Here is a 19847-nt window from a genome sequence, read left to right as displayed (position 1 = left end):
TCAAGCAGGAGCGACGCGGGTTCTTACTTCACCACCCGCAGGTAGGGCGGCAGCTCGCGGCGCGGCTTGCGACCGGGCGCCGGCGCGGGCGCCGCCTCCGGACGCGGAGACTCCGTCGCTTCCACGGTCTTCGGCTCTTCGGCGCTGCTCGCCGCCGCCGCTTCGCCCGACGCACCTTCCTTCGCGGCGGACTCCTCGTCGGACTCGGCCTGCGCCGGCGCGGGCTCCTCGGCGAGCGGCTTGGACTCGGGCTCCTCTTGCGAAACGGAAACTGCGGTGAGCTTGGGGCGTGGCCTCTTCGCCGCCGGCCTTTGTGCTTCCTTCGCCTGCTGCGGCGGCGCCTGCATCTGCGCCACCACCTCGGGCGGGATGTCGGTCGGCCACATCATCCCCCGGCCGTCTTCGCCGACGAGCGCGTAGATCGCGTTCCAGGGCATGCGGCACCAGAAGGGGGCCCGATCGAACGAGAGCGTGCAGGTGATGCCCTCGTCGTCGACCTTGAGGTCGGGGATCGGGACGAACATGTTCATCCCGACTTGCAGGACGAGCTGCGGCTTGTCGAGGAAGCGCTTCGGCACCAGCACGCCCGAGCGTCGCGGGTCGAGGTGCACGAACATGCTGGGCCCCTCGAGCAGGGCGAGCGCGACCTCCTTCTTGGGCGGGAGCTTCTGGTGACCGTCGGACATCCCCTTTCCGATACCCTGTAAGCGCGCATCTCGCCAAGCCCGGAATGCGCGAGTGAAAGCCGCGCGCGCCCGCTCGGAGGCCGGCGCGCGGGCCTTTCGAGGGCAGAACGCCTCAAGCGAGGCGCAGGACCTCGGCGTACAGGGTCTCGTAGGCGGAGATCATCTTCCCCATGCCGTAGCGCGTTTCGACGAGCGCCCGGCCGGCTTGGCCCATGCCTGCGCGATCGGATCGCGCCCACAGGCTCCCGATCGCGTCCGCGAGCGCGGCGGGCTCTCCGGCGGGGACGAGCAGGCCGGTCTCGCCGTCCGCCACGATCTCGGGATTTCCGCCGACCCGCGTGGCCACGATCGGCAGGCCCGCGGCCGCGGCTTCGAGGAGCGTGAGGCTCGTGCCCTCCGTGCGCGACGCGAGCGCGAAGAGATCGAAGCCTGGCAGCAGCGTGGCCACGTCGTCGCGGTGGCCGAGGAGCTGCACCGCGCCGTGCAGGCCGAACTTCTGGACCAGCGCTTCGAGCGAAGCGCGCTCGGGCCCCTCGCCCACGAGCGTCAGCCGAGCTCCGGGGTGGCACGTGCGCACCCGCGCGAACGCCTGGATCAGCGTGGCGTGGTCCTTCTCGGCCGAGAGGCGCGCCACGCAGCCCACGTGGAGCACGTCCGCGGGCACGTCGAGCGCTCGCCTCGCCCGCTCGGCGTCGCCGGGCCTGTAGGCGCGCGTATCCACGCCGTTGCGGATCGTCACGAGCCGCCGGGCGCTGCCGTGCTCGACCTCGAGCGCCACGCGCCGCGCGTCGTCGCTCACGGCCACGATGCGGTCCGACAGCGCCGAGGCCATGCGGTTCGCGAGCACGCGCCCGAGGTCGCCCGGGTAGTTGCGCCCGTGCTTCGTGTGCACCACGCGCGGCCGCTTGCCCGTCACGCGCCGCGCGGCGAGGGCCGCGAGCGCGCCGTGCACGTGCGGACGAGGGTTGTGCGTGTGCACCAGATCGATCCCTTCACGACCGAACAGATCCGCGAGCTCGCCGATCACGGACGGATCGAACCCCTGCCCGCGCCGGAGCAGCCGCAGCGGCACGTCGATCGGCGCGAGGCGCGGCGCGAGCTCGCCCGGCTCGTCGAGCGCGATCACCATGGGATCGAAGCGCGAGCGGTCCATGCCTTGCACGAGATCGAGCACCACGCGCTCGAGGCCGCCTGCTCGAAGCCCGAGCACCACGTGCGCGACACGCGTGCGGGGCCTCGGCGCCGGGGCGCAGGCCGCGGGCTTGTCCCCGTTCGACTTCTTCATCGTCACGCTGCCGAGATCGACCGGCACCTCGGAGACCGTGACCCGATGTTTGCCCGCGGCGGTGAGCGGGATGTCGCGCACGATCTCCACCTTCAGCGGCGCGCTCTGGCCGAGCACGAGCCGCAGGCGCTCGTCGACGAGCTTCGTCACCTCGGGCCCGTAGCTCGGGCCCGGCACGATGCGCAGCGTCACGGTGCGATCGGCCCGCTGGTGGACCTGGTAGCGCTCGACCGGCAGGTCCTTGAACAGGAACGGGATCATCTCGCCGGCCACGATGCGGCTGTCCTCGCCGACCAGGAGATCGAGCACGCGGCCCTCCACCGACGCGAGCCGCGGCAGCCCTCGACCACACGCGCACGCGCCGGCCTTGGCGACGGCGACGTCGTCGTTGCGGTAGCGGATGAACGGCATCGCGCGGTTGTAGAGGTCGGTGAGGAGCACCTCGCCGGGCGTGCCAACGGCGACGGGGCGGCCTCCGCCGTAGAGCTCCACGAACACGCCCTCGGCGTGCAGGTGCAGGCCCTCGTGCCGCTCGCACTCGCCGCCGATCAGCATCACCTCGCGGCAGCCGTACCGATCGAAGACCGGCGCCCCGAACGCGCGCTCGATGACCTCGCGCTGCGCATCGAAGAGTTTTTCCGCTGCGGTGATGATGCCGCGGGGCGGCGGGATCTCGATGCCGTGCTCCAGCGCGGCGCGCGCGAGCAGGAAGAGCGGCGTCGTGTAACCGACCACCACGCGCGGCGCGTAGTCGACGATCTCGCGCACCGTCTCGGCGAGCCGATCGGCGCGCAGGTGGAACGTCGAGACGTACTTGCGCCGCCAGAGCGTCTCCTGCGCCGCGCGTTTCGTCGTGCCGAATCCCTTCTTCTCGCCGGGCGGACGACCCCAGACGTGCAGCTCCTTCTCGCCCATCTCGGCGCCGGCCCAGCCGTCGGCGCGCAGCGCGCCCGCGACGCGGCGCTCGTACGTCGGATGATCGTAGGCGAAGCGCATCGGCTCTCCGGTCGAGCCTCCGGTCGCGCTCGGGTGGAGCTTGCCCACGTGCGTCTCGGCGACGAGCTCGCTTCCATGCTTGCGCACGTCTTCCTTCGTGAGGATCGGGAAGGCGGCGAGGTCCTCGGGCGCCTTCACCTGGCTTGCGCGCACGCCGTACTCCGCGAAGCGACGACGGTAGAACGGCACGTTCGTCTCGGCGTGGTGGAGCGCTTCGAGGAGCCGTCGGAACGAGTCTTCGGCGACCTCTTCGGGCGTGCGCCACTGCGACTGTTCGAGCTCGGCGAGCGCGCGCAACGTGCCGCGCCTGCGGAGGTGGGTCTCGTACAGCGGGAAAAGCACGGACTGGAACAGGCTCGCGTACATCGCAGCGAGCGTCCTCTCCGAGAGGACTCTGTCAAGCGCGCGGATGTGCTGGATCCCGCGTGAAATCGGCCTCGATCACGCCCGGGTCGACCCGCGTGCGTCCGGGGCTTCCGCGGCGCGTGGCGCGTCCGTCCTGGGCTCAGGTCCGACGATCGCGACGAGCACGCCGGCGAGGATGATGGCCGCGCCGAGGAGCTCCATCCCCGTGGGTTTGGCGTCGAGGAACAGCGCGCCGATCACGAGCCCGCCGAGCGTCTCGCCCGGCGACACGAGCGCCACGATCGCGGGCGGGAGCGTGCGCGCCGCGGCCTGCACCGAGGTGTGTCCGATGATCGTGGGGACGACGGCGATCGCCGCGAGGGCGACGAACGACCTCGCGGGCAAGCTCGTCACGCCGTCGAGCGCGCCGAGCGGCGGCAGGACCACGAACGTCACGATCGCGGCGACGCCGTAGATCAACGAGCCCGCATGCCGCGCCGGGAGCGCATCTTTGATCGCGCGCGCGGCCGCCACGTAGAGCCCGTAGAGCGAGACCGCGCCGAGCACGAACAGATCCCCCGCGAGCTTGTGCTCGCCCGTTCCCGCCGCGCGACCGATCACCACGGCCCCCGCGGTCGCGAGCAGCACGCCGACCTGCTCGCGGCGCGTCGGACGCACGCCGTGCACGAGGAACGCGAAGACGACCACGCTGAGCGGCTCGAGCGAGACGAGCGAGACGGCCGCGGGCAGCGAGGTCGCGAAGAGGCCGACCTGGAAGAGCGCGAAGTGCGCGCCGAGCAGCGCCCCGCACGCGAGGATGCGCAGGCGCACCGCGGGCGGCAGCGCGAGCGCGTGGCGCACGACGCCCGCCGGATCGAACGCGAAAAGCAGGAGCGAGGCGAGGAGGACACGCCCGAACGCGAGGAACAGCGGATGCGCCGGCTTCGCCACCACGGCCATTGGCGCGCTCACGGCGAAGGACAGACTCGCGAGCGTGACGAACAGCGCGGCGCGACCGCGCCCCGTGGGCTTCGAGCTCGCGCCGCTCACAGGCTGATCTCGCCGGCCCACGACGCGGCGAACGCCGCGCGCGCCGCGGAGGTGCGGCCCTCGCTCACACCCTCGGCGCGACCGAGCACGATCATGAGCTTCGTCAGCGCGGCCTCGGTCGTCATGTCCCCGGCGCCGATCGCCCCTGCCCGCGCGGCCGCGACGCCGCCGTGATACCGCGTCAGATCCACGGCCCCGCGCGTCGACTGGCTGACGATCACCACGGGCACGTCCGCCGCGCGCGCCGCCTCGATCACGGGCACGAGCGAGTTCTCGAGGCGCGGCACGTTCCCCGCGCCGAACGCCTCGATCACCATGCCCTTCACGCCCGCCGCGAGCGCTCCGTGGAGCAGCCGCGGATCGAGCCCCGGGAACGTGCGCACCGCGAGCACGTGCGGTTCGAGCCGACCATCGAACGACGCCCAAGGCCGTGGCGAAAGCACGTGCGGCGCGTGGTTCACGCCGAGGCCGAGCTCCGCGAGCGGCGGGCACGCGGGCGAGCCGAAGGCCTTCATCCCCCACGCGTCGAGCTTCGTCGCGCGGCAGCCGCGGAGCAACTCCGAGTGGAACGCGATGCCCACCTCGGGGATACGCGTCGTCGCCAGATGACATGCGTCGACGAGGTTCGTCCGCGCGTCGGTGCGCACGTCCGCGAGCGGCTTCTGCGCGCCCGTGAGGATCACCGGACGATCGAGCCCGGGGAGCAGGAACGCGAGCGCGCTCGCGGTGTAGGCCATCGTGTCGGTGCCGTGCACGATGACGAAGCCGTCGTACCGATCGAGCGAGCCGTGGACGGTCTCGGCGAGCTCGACCCAGTGGTGCGGCTGGAAGTCGGCCGAGTCGAGGTTGTAGAGAATCTTCGTCTCGATCTCGGCGAGCTTGCGAAGGACGGGCAGCTCCGCGACGAGGTCGCGTGTGTACACGTCGGGTTCGAGCGGCGTCGGATCGCCGCCGCGCATCATGAGCGTCCCCCCCGTGTGGATCAGCAAAAGACGCACGGGCGCGAGACTAGCAAAGGTTCGGCGTTTGGCTCATCCGCCCGGCGAGAACATGATGGGGTAGACCACCGTCACGATCCCGCCCTCGGGCCTCGGAAAGCTCAGGCCTTGGAAGGAGCGCACGATGCATGACACGACGCCGCCGTCGGGCATGTCCGACCCGCCGTTGCCGACGTTCGACACCGCGCCGTCGGCGCCGATCACGAACCGCACGGCGACGCGCCCCTGCAAGTTCGGGTTGTTCCGCAGGCCGTTCTCGTAACAGAGCCGGAAGCGCCCGAAGTTTTGCCGGATGATCCGGCGCACCACCTCCGGCGGTAGCCGGCCGCTCAAAGCCATGGCGCCCGGGCGCGTCTGCGTCGCCGCGTCGCGCGCCTTGGCTTGCAAGTATTCGTTGTAGGAAACCGGCGCCGCGGTCGGGGCCGGCTTCGGAGGGCGATCGTAGAGCAGGCCGATCAAGCCGGTGTCGTGGGCGTCCTCGGGCTCACCGGCGCGGGCGCGCGCGAACTCTTCCGCGCTCCAGCGCTCGCCCGCGGCCTGGAGCGAGCGCATCCACGCCGCTTCGAGGTCCATCTCCGCGCGGTCCTTGCGTTGCCGCCGCCGCGCTCTGTACTCGAGGCCCGCGATCTCGTCGGCGTAAAGCCCCTCCATCTCCCGCTCGTCGCTGCGGCGGAGCATCTGCTGGATGAAGAACTTCTGATCGTCCGTGACGCCGTCGAAGTCGTCGTCCTCGAAGGGCCGGAACCGCGAGGCAAGGGCCGCGAAGACGAGCAGATGGAGCAGCACCGACGCGAGGTGCGAGAGCCCGGTGCGACGCTCCAGCACGGACTCGCGTGGTGCGCGCGGAGCACCTTCGCTGCCGGTGATCTCGATCGTGATCGGCCCCATGCGCACGGCGATCGTCCTGCCGGACCCGAGCGGGATCTCCGCCGCGTCGCGGTACGCGCGCGAGCTCTCCGCAAGGCCACGCGCCACGGCGCGCGCGGGCGTCATCGGTTTGCGCTCGCCGTCGAACACGACACGCGCGCCCTTCGGCACGACGGCGCGCACGTCGCCGTCCCAGCGCGCGAGCAGCACGGGCACGCGCGAGGCCCCCGTGATCTCCGCGGGCAACACGACGTCGCAGCCTTCTTCCTCGCCCACGAAGAACGGACGCGGCGGCGAGAGCTCGCGGGCGGCGAGCACGCAATCGTCTCCCCACCGCACGATGACGTCGACGGCGCGCGCCGAGGCTGCGCTCACCCTTGCACCCAGAACCGGCGGATCGGAGGCCACGGACACACCGACCACGTCACCCTCCCGATCGTTCCAGCCGGACCTTCCAAGAGGCTACATGAGGCCCGGCACCGCGGGAAGCGGATCCCACACGTGCACGACGACGCTCCCGTCCTCGAACGCGCGTGCACACACGTGACACCCGACGACGGAGACCTCCGCGCCCACCTGCCACGTGTGGAGATCCTCCGAGGAGCTCGGCGATGGCGAGTGACGCACGTGGTACTCGCCCCCGCAGCTCGGTGAAGGCGAGTGACACACGTGGCACGCGCACCGGCAGCTCGGCGAAGGCGAGTGACACACGTGGCATGCGCCCCGGCCGCTCGGCGCTGACGACGCTCGCACGTGACACCCACAAAACGAAATCGCCGAGGCCACCTTCCACATGGGGGAGGTGGCCCCGGCGCTCCGTTCACCGCAGTTCGTTCGGGATCAGCTGCCGGGCTGGAACATGATCGGGTACGTCACGGTGACGATCCCGTCCTCCGGCGCCGGGAAGCTCATCCCGTAGAACGAGCGGACCACGCAGGAGACCGCGTTCTGGTCGGGCAGATCCGACCCGCCGTTCGACACCTGCGAGACGCTGCCGTCGCGACCGATCACGAACCGCACGGCCACGCGGCCCTGGAGGTTCGGGTTCGTCCGCAGGCCCTGCTCGTAGCAGAACCGGAAGCGACCGAAGTTCTGCCGCACGGTCCGCTGGATGATCTCGGCCGGGAGACGACCACTCGACGAGACGCCCTGCGGACGCATGATCGGCGCGCTCGTCTTGTGGCCCTTCGGCTTGAGCTGACGGTTGAAGCCGCCAGGCCCGCCGAGGTTCACGCCGATCGTGTTGATGCGATCGAGCCCGATGCCCTCACCCTTGCCACCACCACCCTCCTCGTTCGCCGTCAGACCGAGCCCACCCGAACCCGCGGCGTCGTCGATCGACGAGCCCCACATGTTACCGAGGGCGCTCCGATCGTCGCTGCCGAACGAGGTGTCGCCGCCCCACTTCGCCGTGACGGCGTTCGGGTCGCCGCCGTTCATCACGTTGAGCAGCCCGATCATGCCGAAGTTGCGCGCCTCGTCGACCGCGGCGTGCCGCGCGATCTGCGGGTCCGTGTTGTTCTTGTCCCCGGCGAGCGCAAACCGACCGTCGCTCTTCCGGCTCGTCGTGCTGCCCATCTTGCCCTCGCTGTCCTGCGCACGCGCGCCGGAGCTGCCGCCGGGGGCCTTCTCGGTGTTCTCGGCGAGCTCGGGCGTCTCCTTCTTCTCCTCGTCGCGCTCCGCGTTCACGTCGAGCGCGTGCTGAATGAAGTACCGGTCCTCGTCCGAGATCTCGCCCTCGTCCGTCACGCCGAGGGGCGGGAGGAAGAACGCGGCCGCCGCGAGCAAACCCGCGTGCACCGCGAGGGAGACGCCGTGCCAGGAAAGACCCTTGCCCTGCATCGCCACCGCGCCGCCCTTGACCTTGCGGCCCGCCTTCACGCTCGCGACCTGCATCGTGAGCCCGCCGATCTCCACCTTCACCCGCGCGCCGAGCGAGAGCGCGACCTCGACGCTGCCCGCGAGCTCCGCACACGGCATCGCGTTCGTCGCGTCGACCAACGCGCGCCGGCCCTCGGTCTCGATCGAGGCCTTCGCCGTCGCAGGCACCACCACGCGCGCCTTGCCATCCGCGCCCACGAGCACGACCGGGAGCCGCGAAGCGCCGAGCGTGCCGGCCGGGATCACGAAGTCCGCGTTCTCCTCGCCGACGTGGAACGGACGAACCGGCGAGAGGTGCGCGACGTGGAGGATCGAGTCGCCCCAGAGGATCATGATCTCGATCGCCTCGTCCGCGCGCTCGCACTCCTCGGCCGGGACCTCGGGGCCGCTCTTGAGGAGCGCGTACGTGTACGAACCCTCGGGCGCGTCAGCAGCCACGGTCTCGGGCTCGCTCGCCTTGTCGGCGAAGAGAGCGCGGGGATCGAAGGGGCGCGCCTGGGTCGCGCCGAAAAGATCCACGGGCGCCTTGGCGACGAACGGGTTGTTCGAGTCGAGTGCCGGCTTCTTCTCGTTGCGATGATCCATGACAAACCTCTCCTGATTTCCTCCGCGCATCGGCGGGGATTGCTCTTGCCGTGTTTCCGGTGAAGCTCTGCTACGCGGGCGACTCGTCGGGCGCCCTCTCCAGGGCAACCGCGCGTCTCATCCGGCGTTCAGCATCGCGTCCACGTACCTAACGACAGCAAGATCGGGGGCGGGTTCCAGAAAAGCGACATGACCCCGAAACAGCGGGGATCGCAGGGGAATCGGGGCGCCCGGGGGCTCAACCGGCGCGCGTCTCGGCCGGAACCGGGGCACGGCCGAGGAGGGCTCTTCCCGACTCGACGAGGAGCGCGATCGCGAGGCCGACGAGCAGGACGCCGACGATGCCGTTCATCGTCGCCGTGTTCAGGGTGAAGCCGCCCTGGCGGAAGGAGCCGAAGGCGTGGCGGATCTGGGCGATGAGCGCCCAGAGGGTCACGGTCATGACGAAGACCATGGGCACGGCCGTGTACCAGATGCGGCGCTTCTCGCGGTGGAGCCAGACGGTGACGGCGAGGAGCGTGAGCGCGGCAAGGAGCTGGTTGCTCGTGCCGAAGAGCGTCCAGAAATCGAGGTAGGCGGGCCGCACGCCGGGCGCGGGCGGGCGCGCCGTCGCGACGAAGTACGCGGGCGGGACCAAGGTGAGCGCCGTGGCGATCGCGCCCGCCTTGCGCTTCTTGCTCCAGCCGAAGAGCTCCTCGAGGACGTAACGGCCGAGGCGCGTGGAGACGTCGAGCGTGTCGAAGACGAAGGTGGAGAAGGCCATCGCGCCGAACGTGGCCGCGAAGAGGAAGTGCTCCTTGCCGAGGATGACGGTCATGAAGCGACCGACGCCGTCGCCGTAGATCTTGCCGGGGCCGGGGAGCTTTCCTTCGGGCGCGAGCGTGATGACCGTGGTCAGCGCGATGATGGCGACGAAGGCTTCGAGCAGCATCGCGCCGTAGCCGACGGGGTGCGTGTGCGACTCCTTGGCGATCTGCTTCGAGGTCGTGCCCGAGCAGACGAGGCCATGGAAGCCCGAGCAGGCGCCACACGCGATGGTCACGAAGAGGAACGGGAAGAGCCCGCCGAAGGGGCCGCCGGCGTCGAAGGTCTTGAAGGCCGGCATGCGGATGTCGAACTCGCCGGGATAACGCAGGCCGCCGAAGAAGAGGCCGATCGTGCCGACGGCGAGCGCGAGGTAGAGGACGAATCCGCCGAGGTAGCCACGCGGCTGAAGGAGCAGCCACACGGGCAGGAGCGAGGCGACGAAGCAGTAGACGAGGATGCCGAGGCCCCACGCGCGCTGCGGGTTCTCGAAGGGGAGCACGAACGAGGTGGAGATCTTGGTGCCGAGCCAGACGACGCCGAGCGTCGCGGGCACGAAGATGATCGTGGTGAGCCAGAGCGGGGGCTTCAAGCGCCGGTCGATGAGGCCCATCAGGACCGAGAGGCCGAGGTACATCGTGCTCGCGGCGGCGACAGCGCCGCCCGGGTTGAAGCTGTACTTGCCGCCCTCGAACTCCTCGGTCTTGCCGACGAACGTGCTCGCCGTGATGTCGGCGAAGGCCACGATCACGTAGATGAGCGCGAGCCAGATGAACGTGAGGATGAGCAGCCAGGCGCGACGGCCGAGCTGCCGCCGGACGATCTCGGCCACGCTCTCGCCCTCGTGGCGCACGCTCGCCACGAGGGCGGAAAAATCGTGCACGGCGCCGATGAAGATCACGCCGAAGCCGATCCAGAGCACGCACGGCACCCAGCCGAACATCTGCGCCGCGAGGATCGGGCCCGCGATGGGGCCGGCCGCGGCGATCGCGCTGAAGTGCTGGCCGAGCAAGTAGAAGGGCTTCGTCGGCACGAAGTCCTCGCCGTCCGCGCGGCGCACCGCAGGCGTCTCGGTGCTGTCGTCGAGCGCGTAGTTCCGCGCGATGAGGCGGCCGTAGGAGAAGTAGCCGACGGTGAGGACGACGATGACGCCGAGCGCGAGCAGGGGCAGCACGCGGCGAGTATAAGGCCACGCCGCGTTCGTCGAAGCGCGTTACGAGCTCCGCGCGAGGCTCGCGAGCGCTCGCTCCGCACCACGCCTGCGCGCATCGGCCTCGTCCCGGAGCCTGCGCATCTCCGTCTCCATCGGGCCGATGCGCTGCTGCATGGCGTCGAGCTCGCTCACGTACCGCGCGCGCAGCGCCCCCTCCGGCCCCGCGTCGCGCAGCACGGCGAGCTGCTCGGCGATCTTTCCGTGCCGGGTGTAGACCTCGACGAGGTCACGATCGAGGCGCATCCGCTCGGCCTCGAACCGCGTCGCTTCCTCGACGTTGCGGGAAAGCTCGGAGAGCACGTCGAGCCGCGAAACGTCGACCCGCCCGGAGGCGCGCCAGGTCTCGATCTGCCCGGGCTCGATCGACTCGTAGGCGAGGCGCGTCGACTCGGTCCACACCTCGCGCACCTCGATCGTCGCCTCGCCGCGCGGCGGGACCTCGACGCGGAAGCGCGTGACGCGCGGCGTCTCGGCGAGGGGCGTGAGGCCCTCGGCCGTGAGGGTGCGGCCTTCCTTGCGCGGGATCTCGATCACGACATCCACGGCAGTCGAGTGATCGCTGCGCACGCCGTAGGCGTGGCGCTCCTCGACGCGCCGCTGCTCGAGGAGGCCGCCCGCCTCGAAGGCGAGGCCCGCGAAGGTCGTGTCCTTGCGGCTCGTGCGGTGGCAACGAACGCGCGGGTCCTTCGTGAAGGAGACACGCACGAGCGCGCCGCGCGTAGCAGCCCCGATCGCGGATTCGCCGACGTAACGGCCCTCGTCGTAGACGGCGCACCGGCCCTCGTCGAGGCGCACGCCGGTGTCGTTGTCGAAGCAGAGCACGAGGTCGGGGCTCGGCCCCGCGCCCTCGCGGAAGATGCGCTCCCTGCGCACGCGGACGCCCGCGGCGAGCACGGGGATCATCGCGGCGCCGCGGCGCGGGATGGAGACCGGGCCCTCGGCGGCCCACTCCCTCGGCTCGGCGGCGGCGACGGCGGCGAGCTCGGCCGCGGCCTGCTCGGTGTCCATCGTGTCGGCTTCGTCGATGCGGTCCGGCGCGCGCCCGGCGAGCGCGACGAGCGTTCCGAGCGGCGCCGCGGCGCGAATCGTGGCCGGCTGGCCGTGCGCCCTGCGCGTGCGCTCGAGCTTCGTCGCGTTCTCGATCTCGTCGTCGCTCCGTCGATCGCCGCGCCCGTACGAGTCGCTCGACGCCGCGGCCGCCTGCGCGCTCGACAGCACGAGCTCCACGTCTTCGAGGTCCTCGTCGAGCGGGTTCTGCACGAGCGCGAACGCGAAGAGCCGCGCCTCCGCGCCCGCGAGCGCGAGCCTGTACGAGAGCTGAAACGGAGCGGCGGGCACGACGTAGAGCACGCGCACGTCCTCCACACGACCCGCGAGGCCCACGCGCACCGCGCGACCGTCTCCGCCTGCGGAGGCGCGCCCGCGACTCACGAGCACGTCGAGGCTCCCTTGCAGCGCGGGATCGGCGAGCTCGATCTGCCGCACGGACGCCATGTCGACGACCTCGATCTGCCCGGCTCCCGTGCGCAGGAGCAGCCACCTGCGTGGCCCTTGCCCGCCCGTCGACTCTTCGAAGCCGAGGACCTCGCCCTCGATGGGCCCGTCGCCGCCGGAGACCCGCACGCGCCGACCCCGCGCCGCGTGCACGATGCCGCGCAGCGTCGTCCCTGGCTCGAAGCGCAACTTTCGCTCGGCGAGCGCGGCGTCCGGGTCTTCGGGCGCGTCGAAGGCGAGCGCCGTCGTTCGGCCCTCGCCGCGCTCCACCCAGACGACGAGCGATCGGAGAACCTCGCCGAGCTCGGCGCGACCGAAGGGGAGCTCGAAGCTGCCGTCCGCGCTGCCGCGTCGCTCGACGTGGGCGAGGCCTTCCTTGGAGAGGACCACGCGGCGGATGCGGGGCCCGAGGTTTCGTCCCATGCGCAACGCAGGCTATCGCCGAAGCGCACCCCGAGAAAAGCGCGGGCGCTTGACCTGCCGCATCGGCTCGGAAACGATGCGGGCATGCGCCACTTCCTCCTCGCTCTCGTCGCGCTCTCGGCCCTCGTCGCAGGCTGCTCCTCGCAGCGGGCACGGCCTCCCGCAGCCGATCCGGGCTGCGGCTGCGCGGCGCGGCAAAACAATCAGCAGCCGTCGCAGTGGTCGCGTTAATGACCGAGAGATGAACGCGCCGCGGCGTCGCCCATTTTGACGCGCGGCGAAAACACGGCCGGGACGAATGCCGCGCCAGGTGGTCGGGGACCATTACGAGGAGGCGAGCTCGATCGGGCCGGAGTGCGAGGCCGAGATCCAGCACGCGAGGATGGACCTCGCCAAGGCCTCTTGCTCCGACTACATCTCCCCGCCGGAGCCATGCACATCCTGCCCGACGTTTCGGCGCGCCTCGCGCGCTTCGTACCCACGCCCATCGACGCCGACCTCGACGCGCTCGCGCCGGACGAGCGCGAGGTCCTCCTGCACCTCGTCCGCGCGTCCCTGCCGATCGACGCGATCTTCCTGCGGCAATCGTTCGCGAAGGCGCCGGAGATGCGCGCGGAGCTCACGAAGGAGTCGTCGCCGCTCGCGAAGGACGCGCTCTCGTATTTCGACCTCTCGGCCGGGCCCTGGGATCGGCTCGATCAGGAGCCGTTCGTGGGTGGAATGCTCCGGCCGCCGGGCGCGGGGTATTACCCGGTCGACATGACGAAGGACGAGTTCGAGGCGTGGATCGCCGCGCATCCGGCCGAGGCCGACGCGCTCCGGAGCCTCTACACGCTCGTCCGGCGCGGAGAAAAAGGGCTCGTCACGATCCCGTATTCGACGGCGTTCCGGTCGCTTCTCGAGCCCGTGGTCGCGGAGCTCGGAAAGGCCGCGGCGGCGACGAAGGACGCGGGGCTCGCGCGGTATCTCGGCGCCGTGGTGAAGGCGCTCGGGGCGGACGAGTATTACGAGAGTGACCTCGCCTGGATGGACATGGAGAGCCGCGTGGAGGTCACGATCGGCCCGTACGAGACCTACGAAGATCGGCTCTTCGGGTACAAGGCCGCGTTCACCTCGTTCGTGACCGTGATCGATCCGTCGGCGAGCAGCACGCTCGCGCGATTGAAGTCGGAGCTTCCGGCGATGGAGCAAAACCTCCCGATCCCGGACGAGCACAAGAACCCGAACCGCGGCACCGATTCGCCGATTCGCGTGGCCGACCTCGTGTATTCGGCCGGCGATACGAGGGCGGGCGTGCAGACGCTCGCGTTCAACCTGCCCAACGACGAGCGGGTGCGCGAGGCGAAGGGCAGCAAGAACGTTTTGCTCCGCAACGTGATGAAGGCCAAATTCGAGGGGATCCTGAAGCCGATCGCGGCGCGGGTCCTCGCGGCCGAGGAGCTCGCGCGCCTCTCGGCGGACGCGTTCTTCCATCACACGCTTTTGCACGAGCTGTCGCACGGCCTCGGGCCGGGCCGGATCGTCGTGGACGGGACAAAGGCCGAGGTGCGGCTGCGGCTCGAGGAGCTGCATTCGCCGTTCGAGGAGGCGAAGGCGGACGTGATGGGGATCTACAACATCCTCTTTTTGATGGATCGCGGGGTCCTGGCCGCGGAGGGGCGCTCCGCGCTCTTCTCCACGTTCCTCGCCGGCATGTTCCGCGCGACGCGCTTCGGCATCGAGGAGGCACACGGCAAAGGGACGGCGCTGCAGCTCCACTGGCTGATGGAGAAAGGCGTGATCCGCGAAGATACGTCGAGCGGGCCCTTCTCGATCGATCACGAAAAGATGCCCGGCGCGATCCGGGCGCTGCTCGGCGAGATCCTCCTCGTGCAGGCCCGCGGCGACAAGGAAGGCGCGCGGGCGATGCTGTCGAAATACGGCGTGATGAGCGAGCCGCTCGCGCGCGCGCTCGGCAAGCTCGGGGATATCCCCGTGGATATCCGTCCGATCTATCCGGCCGCCGAGCGTCTGCTCGGCGTCACGTCATAGTTCGAGCGACGAGGAAGAGATACGAGACGCCGTCGCCTTGCGGGGCGGCGGCGGGATCTCCGGGTCGAGCGCGGCCGGATCCGCCTCCGCGGGGGGCGGCGGGATCGAGAACGGCGCATTCACGAGCGAACGCGTCCGCTCGTAAAGCGCGCGGCAAAGCCCGAGCGACGGCGGCGTCTTGTTCGCGGCGAGCGCGTGCACCTCGGCCTGGATGGCCGCATTGATGGGCGTCGCGATGCCGAGCGAGAGGCCGCGGCTCGTGATTTCACCGTTCAAGAAATCCACGGCGGGCGGCCGGCCGCGCTCGATCGCGGCGAGCATCGACGAGCGCATCTTGCGGAAGCGCGTGCCCACCGCGAGCAAAATGGCGTGCTTCGCGAAGAGCGAGGGCGAGGCGACGGCCATCCGATCGGCGTCGGAGAGCGCGATCCAGTCGAGATCGAGCGTGCCCGAGACCTTTTGCAGCTTCACGCCCGAGGCGCGCGCCACGAGCACGACCTCGGTCATGATTTCCAGCGTGAGCCGCCGGATGAAGCGATGGCGCAAGAGCGCGCCGAGCCTGTCGCCGCCGAGCGCGCCGAGCGAGCTGATCGCGCAGTTGATCGCGAGCTTCGACCAGCGCGCGCCGGCGAGGTTGTCCGTGATGATCGTCTCGCCGATGGAGGAGAGCGCCTTCGCCAGCGGATACAGCCTGTCGTCCGGCTGCCCGTCCATGCGTCCGAGGACGAATCCCCCGGGCGACGTGCGTTCGTACACGCCGGGCTCGACCATCGACGCGCCCCACGCGACGACGCCGCCGAGCACGCGGTCCGGGCCCGCGATCCGCGCGAGGCGTGGCTCGCAGAGGCCGTTCTGGAACGTCACCATCGCGCCCGTCTCCGCGAGGAACGGCAATACGCCACGAGCGGCTTCTTCCACCTGTGGCGGCTGCGTGGCGAGCAGGATGTAATCGTACGGCTCGGTGCCCGACGAAAGCTCCGTGAGCGCCCGCCCGCGCACCGTGCCGGGGCTGTTCTCGCCGAGGACGCGCAGGCCTTTCGTATTGATCGCGTCCGCGATCCGTGTATTCGTGGTCAGCGCCGTGACGTCGTGCCCACCTGCGAACAGGTGCGCGGCCACGAGGCCACCGATACCGCCGCATCCAACGACCAGAAAGCGCGGTCCAGAGGAGCGCGCGCCGCTCGAGACGCCGTCTTGGCTCATGGGACGTTCGATTCTACATCGAATGGCGGGCGACGCGAGCCCATTCCGCAATGCCGCAGCGCATTATTGTTTCGGGACGAGGACCTCGATGGCGCCGGGCACCATCTCGATCTCCAAAGGCAAGCGACCGAGCGGCTCGCCGTCGACGTCGAGCAGGAAGCGATCGGCGACGTCCTCGTTCAAAAGTTCCAATTGGATGCGCTCGCAGCGGTAGTGCTTCACGTCGAGCGAGTGCACGTGCGTGCCGGTGTACATGCGCGACGAGACCATGAAAAAACGCAGCCGCGAGGCGGCGCCGAGGTCGACGATGTCGAAGAGCCCGTCGTCCGGGTGCGCCATCGGCGCGACCTGCATGCCGCTGCCGAAGTACCGGCCGTTGCAGATCGCCATGCAGCGGGTCTCGATCGTCTCCTCGCGCGAGCCGTCCTCCCGCCATATCGTGCATTTGACGCGGCCCACGACGCTCCGCGCGAGGCCTTTCACCGAGGACGTGAAATACGCCATCGTGCCGCCGAGCGTGCGCGTCGACTCGGCCACGAGCTGATCGACGAGCCCGCTCATGCCGACGGAGAGGATGTTCACGAAGAAAGAACTTTTCCGCTCGCCCGTGTGCGTCGCGTAGGAGAATCGTCCGATGTCCACCGCGCGCGTCTTGCCCTCGGCGATGGCCTCGCAATAACGATCGAGGCGGTTCTCGAAGCCGAGCGTGCGCCGGTAGTCGCCGCCGGTGCCGGCGCCGATGATGCCGAACTTCGGGAGCTTCTTGCCCGCGTCGCGCGCCTCCATGAGCCCGCAGACGACCTCGTGGATCGAGCCGTCGCCGCCGACGGAGACCACCATCTCCCGCCCCTCGTTCGCCGCCTCTCGCGCGATGTCGACCGCGTGCCGGGAACGTTCGGTGAACACGACGTCGACGTTCCCGAGGTGACGCTCGATCGGACCGCGCATCTTCTCGAAGAGCGCGCCCGTCTTTCCTCCCGCCGACTGGGGGTTCACGATGAGAAGCGGCTTCATCGACCTAACCCTTGCCACGACATGACCGCGCGCCACAAGATCGAACCGGCCTCGTTCTCCACTCTCGGGCGCGCCGCGAAATGTTTTTCGCGCCTCCCGCCGGTGGACGATGACGCGCCGAAGACACGAGCCCCACGAACGAACAATGGTCGAAAAGCGAAAAACCGTCGCCGAGGATGTCGTGCTCGCGGGGCGAGGCCTGCACACGGGCGAGCACGTGGAAGCGCGAATCCGCCCCGTCGCGGCGGGCGAAGGGCGCTTCTTCGTGCGGAAGGATCTGCCAGGCGAGCCCGTGATCCGCGCCCGCGCGGCGTTCGTCGTCGATACGACACGCTCGACGACGCTCGCGAATGGCGAGGCGCAGGTACGCACGCCGGAGCATTTGCTGGCCGCGCTCGCGGGGATGGGCGTGGACGACGCGTGTATCGAGCTCACGGGGCCCGAGGTGCCGATCCTCGACGGTTCGGCGCTGCCGTGGGCCGAGGCGATCGCGCGCGTCGGGCTCTCGGCGGCGTACGCGCCGCGGCTGCAAACGGTGCTGGAAGCGCCGATCTGGGTGCCTTCGAGCGGCGACGCGTTCGTCGCGGCGATCCCTTCCTCGGAATTACGTTTTTCCTGTGGAATCGCGTTCGACGCGGCGCCGATCGGCGAGCAATGGGCCTCGTTCGTGGCCTCGCCCGAGCGATTCCTCACGCAGGTGGCGCCGGCGCGGACGTTCGGGGTGGTCTCCGACGTCGAGGCGATGCGGGCGCGGGGCCTGCTCGCGGGGGCGAGCCTCGATGCGGGCATCGTCTGCGACGAGGCCAAATGGCTGAACGGGCCGCTGCGCTTCCACGATGAGCCCGCGCGCCACAAGCTCCTGGATTTCATCGGAGATCTTTCGCTCCTGGATCCGCTGCCGCGAGCGCATTACCTCGCGTTCAAGGCGGGGCACGCGCTCCACGTGCGGCTGGCGAGCCGGCTCTCCGAAGGGGCGTGACCGAACCTCGCGTCCTGGACGGCGCGCCAATTCGTCATTTCCCGATGGATTCGTCGTCGCGGCCGTGTTCTCCTCGACGCCATGCGTCACACGAATCTCGCTCTTCTCCTTGCGGCCACGCTCCTCGGCTGCTCGCTCGATTCGCAGCCGACCCCTCCCACCACGAATCCGGACGCGGGCGGCGGCGGCGGCGGAAACGACGCCGGGCCCGAGCCGATGGACGCGGGGCCCGACGCGGAGCCTCCGCCCGATCCGGTGCCGCCCACGATGTTCGCGCCGACCGCCGTCGGAAAGGGCGGCGCCGCGGCGACGGTGGACCATCGCGGGACGTGGGCCGCGCTCGAGGCGCTGAAAGCCGGCGGCAATGCGGTCGACGCGGCGGTCGCCGCGGCCGCGATGCTCGGCGTGACCGATCCATTCTCGTGCGGCATCGGCGGCGGCGGGTTCATGCTCGTGTGGCTGGCCGACAAGAAGCAGGCCGTGGTGATCGACCACCGCGAGACGACGCCGCAAGGAATGAAGCACACGGCGTATTACGAGAACGGCGCGCCGATTGCATTCAACGACCTGCTCACGAGTGGCCTCTCGGTCGGCGTGCCGGGGACGCTGCGCGGCTGGGACGAGGCGCTGCGTCGATATGGAAAACGCCCGCTCGCCGACGCGCTCGAGCTCGCCATTTTCGTGGCCAAGAAGGGTTTCGACGTCGACGCGACGTTCTTCGATCAGACGACGCGCAACATCGACCGGTTCCGGCAGATCCAGAGCACGCGCGCGCTCTTCTTGAACGCGGCCGGTGATCCCTTCCCCGTCGGAGCGATCTTCACGAACCCGGACCTCGCCGCGACGTACGAGCTCATCGCGAAGAGTGGTCCGGCGGTGTTTTACGACGGCGACATCGGCAAGGACATCGTCACGACCGTGACGAACCCGCCGTTCACGGGCGACGCGACGATCGTCTCTCGCCCGGGCTTCATGGCCCTGTCGGATCTCTCGGCGTACGAGGCGCGCGTGCGCCCCGCGGTGCAAACGACCTATCGCGGGCTCACGATCCTCGGGGTCGGATTGCCTTCGAGCGGCGGGCTCACCACGGGCATGACGCTGAACCTGCTCGAGGGATTCGATCCGGCCTCGATGAGCAAAGCGGACTTTTTGCATCTGTGGCTCGAAGCTTCCCGCCTCACGTATGCGGATCGAAATGCCTTCATGGGCGATCCCGAGTACGTGAACGTGCCCGTGGAAGGGATGCTGTCGGCGGCGTACACGGCCGAGCGGCGGGCGCTCATCGACGCGACGACGGCCTCCATCGACGCCAAGCCCGCGGGCAATCCGTTCGCGCACCAGGCGGATCCGAGCGGCGCGAAGGCGAAGCCGCCGGCCTGGGTTCACGCCGGGGAATCACCCGCCGATCTCGATCCGGAGACGACGCACATCACGGTGGCGGATTCGTTCGGGAACTGGGTTTCGTACACCTGCACGATCGAATACGAGGGTGGCAATGGCATGGTCGTGCCGGGGCGCGGGTTCCTGCTGAACAACGAGCTCACCGATTTCAACATCCCGGCCACGCCGGACACGCCGCACCCGAACGTGCTCGAGCCGGGCAAGCGGCCGCGCAGCAGCATGAGCCCGATGATCGTGCTCTCGAACGGCGCGCCCGTGCTCGCGCTCGGCTCGCCCGGCGGCGCGACGATCATCACGACGGTGATGCAGATCCTCGTGAATCACCTCGATTTCAAGATGCCGATCGACGAGGCGCTGGCCGCGCCGCGCGTGTCGCAACGAAACGCGCCGAACGCCACGAGCAACGCCGAGCCGCTGTTCATGAGCTCGCCCGAGGCGACGGCGCTAGAGGCCAAGGGGCACGCGTTTTCGGATGCGGGCCTCATCGGCGCGGCGACGGCCATTCGTTCGAACGACGATGGCACGATGACCGCCGTGGCGGAGCCGGCGCGCCGCAATGGCGGGAGCGCGATGGTGGTGGAGGCGAAATAGG

General features: G+C 70.0%; 15 protein-coding genes. 4 read left to right on the top strand and 11 right to left on the bottom strand.

Translation table 11 applies throughout. From position 1 onward, the window contains the following. Nucleotides 1-23: 23 nt before the first annotated feature. The 9 genes from QHF83_RS41330 to QHF83_RS41290 all read right to left on the bottom strand — a co-directional run bounded on the left by QHF83_RS41330 (nucleotide 24) and on the right by QHF83_RS41290 (nucleotide 12627). On the bottom strand, nucleotides 24-686 hold the full coding sequence (locus QHF83_RS41330; RefSeq protein ID WP_282423605.1) for a ClpXP protease specificity-enhancing factor SspB: 663 nt from the start codon (nucleotides 684-686) through the stop codon (nucleotides 24-26). A 112-nt stretch (nucleotides 687-798) separates the two neighbouring features. Continuing rightward, nucleotides 799-3333, bottom strand: coding sequence for a glycosyltransferase (locus QHF83_RS41325; protein ID WP_282423604.1), 2535 nt, complete (start codon nucleotides 3331-3333; stop codon nucleotides 799-801). A 75-nt stretch (nucleotides 3334-3408) separates the two neighbouring features. Next, nucleotides 3409-4362 (bottom strand): DMT family transporter, encoded by a 954-nt coding sequence (locus tag QHF83_RS41320; RefSeq protein WP_282423603.1) that lies wholly within the window; start codon nucleotides 4360-4362, stop codon nucleotides 3409-3411. Further along, on the bottom strand, nucleotides 4359-5360 hold the full coding sequence (locus QHF83_RS41315; protein ID WP_282423602.1) for an asparaginase: 1002 nt from the start codon (nucleotides 5358-5360) through the stop codon (nucleotides 4359-4361). Before QHF83_RS41315 ends, QHF83_RS41320 begins: the two co-directional genes overlap by 4 nt. 33 nt (nucleotides 5361-5393) lie before the next feature. Next, on the bottom strand, nucleotides 5394-6602 hold the full coding sequence (locus tag QHF83_RS41310; RefSeq protein ID WP_282423601.1) for an AgmX/PglI C-terminal domain-containing protein: 1209 nt from the start codon (nucleotides 6600-6602) through the stop codon (nucleotides 5394-5396). 87 nt (nucleotides 6603-6689) lie between these two features. Then, on the bottom strand, nucleotides 6690-6854 hold the full coding sequence (locus QHF83_RS41305; protein ID WP_282423600.1) for a hypothetical protein: 165 nt from the start codon (nucleotides 6852-6854) through the stop codon (nucleotides 6690-6692). Between the two features lie 213 nt (nucleotides 6855-7067). Then, nucleotides 7068-8693 (bottom strand): AgmX/PglI C-terminal domain-containing protein, encoded by a 1626-nt coding sequence (locus QHF83_RS41300; protein WP_282423599.1) that lies wholly within the window; start codon nucleotides 8691-8693, stop codon nucleotides 7068-7070. Between the two features lie 238 nt (nucleotides 8694-8931). Further along, a complete protein-coding gene (locus QHF83_RS41295; protein ID WP_282423598.1) occupies nucleotides 8932-10671 on the bottom strand; it encodes a carbon starvation CstA family protein in 1740 nt (579 codons plus the stop codon). Between the two features lie 39 nt (nucleotides 10672-10710). After that, on the bottom strand, nucleotides 10711-12627 hold the full coding sequence (locus tag QHF83_RS41290) for a hypothetical protein (protein WP_282423597.1): 1917 nt from the start codon (nucleotides 12625-12627) through the stop codon (nucleotides 10711-10713). A gap of 84 nt (nucleotides 12628-12711) precedes the next feature. Here QHF83_RS41290 and QHF83_RS41285 point away from each other — a divergent pair, with 84 nt between their 5' ends. Together QHF83_RS41285 and QHF83_RS41280 are read left to right on the top strand one after the other, a co-directional pair. Next, the gene (locus QHF83_RS41285; RefSeq protein WP_282423596.1) at nucleotides 12712-12858 is read left to right on the top strand and encodes a hypothetical protein; all 147 of its coding nucleotides are present in this window, start codon (nucleotides 12712-12714) and stop codon (nucleotides 12856-12858) included. Nucleotides 12859-13059: 201 nt separating this feature from the next. Next, complete coding sequence (locus tag QHF83_RS41280) at nucleotides 13060-14658, top strand: hypothetical protein (protein ID WP_282423595.1); 1599 nt, start codon at nucleotides 13060-13062, stop codon at nucleotides 14656-14658. Here QHF83_RS41280 and QHF83_RS41275 read toward each other — a convergent pair. Then, a complete protein-coding gene (locus QHF83_RS41275; protein WP_282423594.1) occupies nucleotides 14653-15861 on the bottom strand; it encodes a 2-dehydropantoate 2-reductase in 1209 nt (402 codons plus the stop codon). The genes QHF83_RS41280 and QHF83_RS41275 overlap by 6 nt on opposite strands. Before the next feature lie 63 nt (nucleotides 15862-15924). Next, nucleotides 15925-16875: a diacylglycerol kinase family protein gene (locus QHF83_RS41270; protein ID WP_282423593.1), complete on the bottom strand. Its 951-nt coding sequence runs from the start codon at nucleotides 16873-16875 to the stop codon at nucleotides 15925-15927. 145 nt (nucleotides 16876-17020) lie between these two features. On the opposite strand from QHF83_RS41270, the gene lpxC reads away from it, so the two are divergent. Then, nucleotides 17021-17854 (top strand): UDP-3-O-acyl-N-acetylglucosamine deacetylase, encoded by an 834-nt coding sequence (gene lpxC / locus QHF83_RS41265; RefSeq protein ID WP_282423592.1) that lies wholly within the window; start codon nucleotides 17021-17023, stop codon nucleotides 17852-17854. A gap of 81 nt (nucleotides 17855-17935) precedes the next feature. Next, on the top strand, nucleotides 17936-19846 hold the full coding sequence (ggt, locus tag QHF83_RS41260) for a gamma-glutamyltransferase (RefSeq protein ID WP_282423591.1): 1911 nt from the start codon (nucleotides 17936-17938) through the stop codon (nucleotides 19844-19846). The last annotated feature ends 1 nt before the right edge of the window (nucleotide 19847 follow it).

Origin of the sequence: Polyangium sp. 15x6, from assembly GCF_029960785.1 — a bacterium.
In the GTDB taxonomy this organism is placed as follows: domain Bacteria; phylum Myxococcota_A; class Polyangia; order Polyangiales; family Polyangiaceae; genus Polyangium.
The sequence above is the reverse complement of the archived record's forward strand: the minus strand, read 5'-3'. Positions and strand labels throughout refer to the sequence as shown.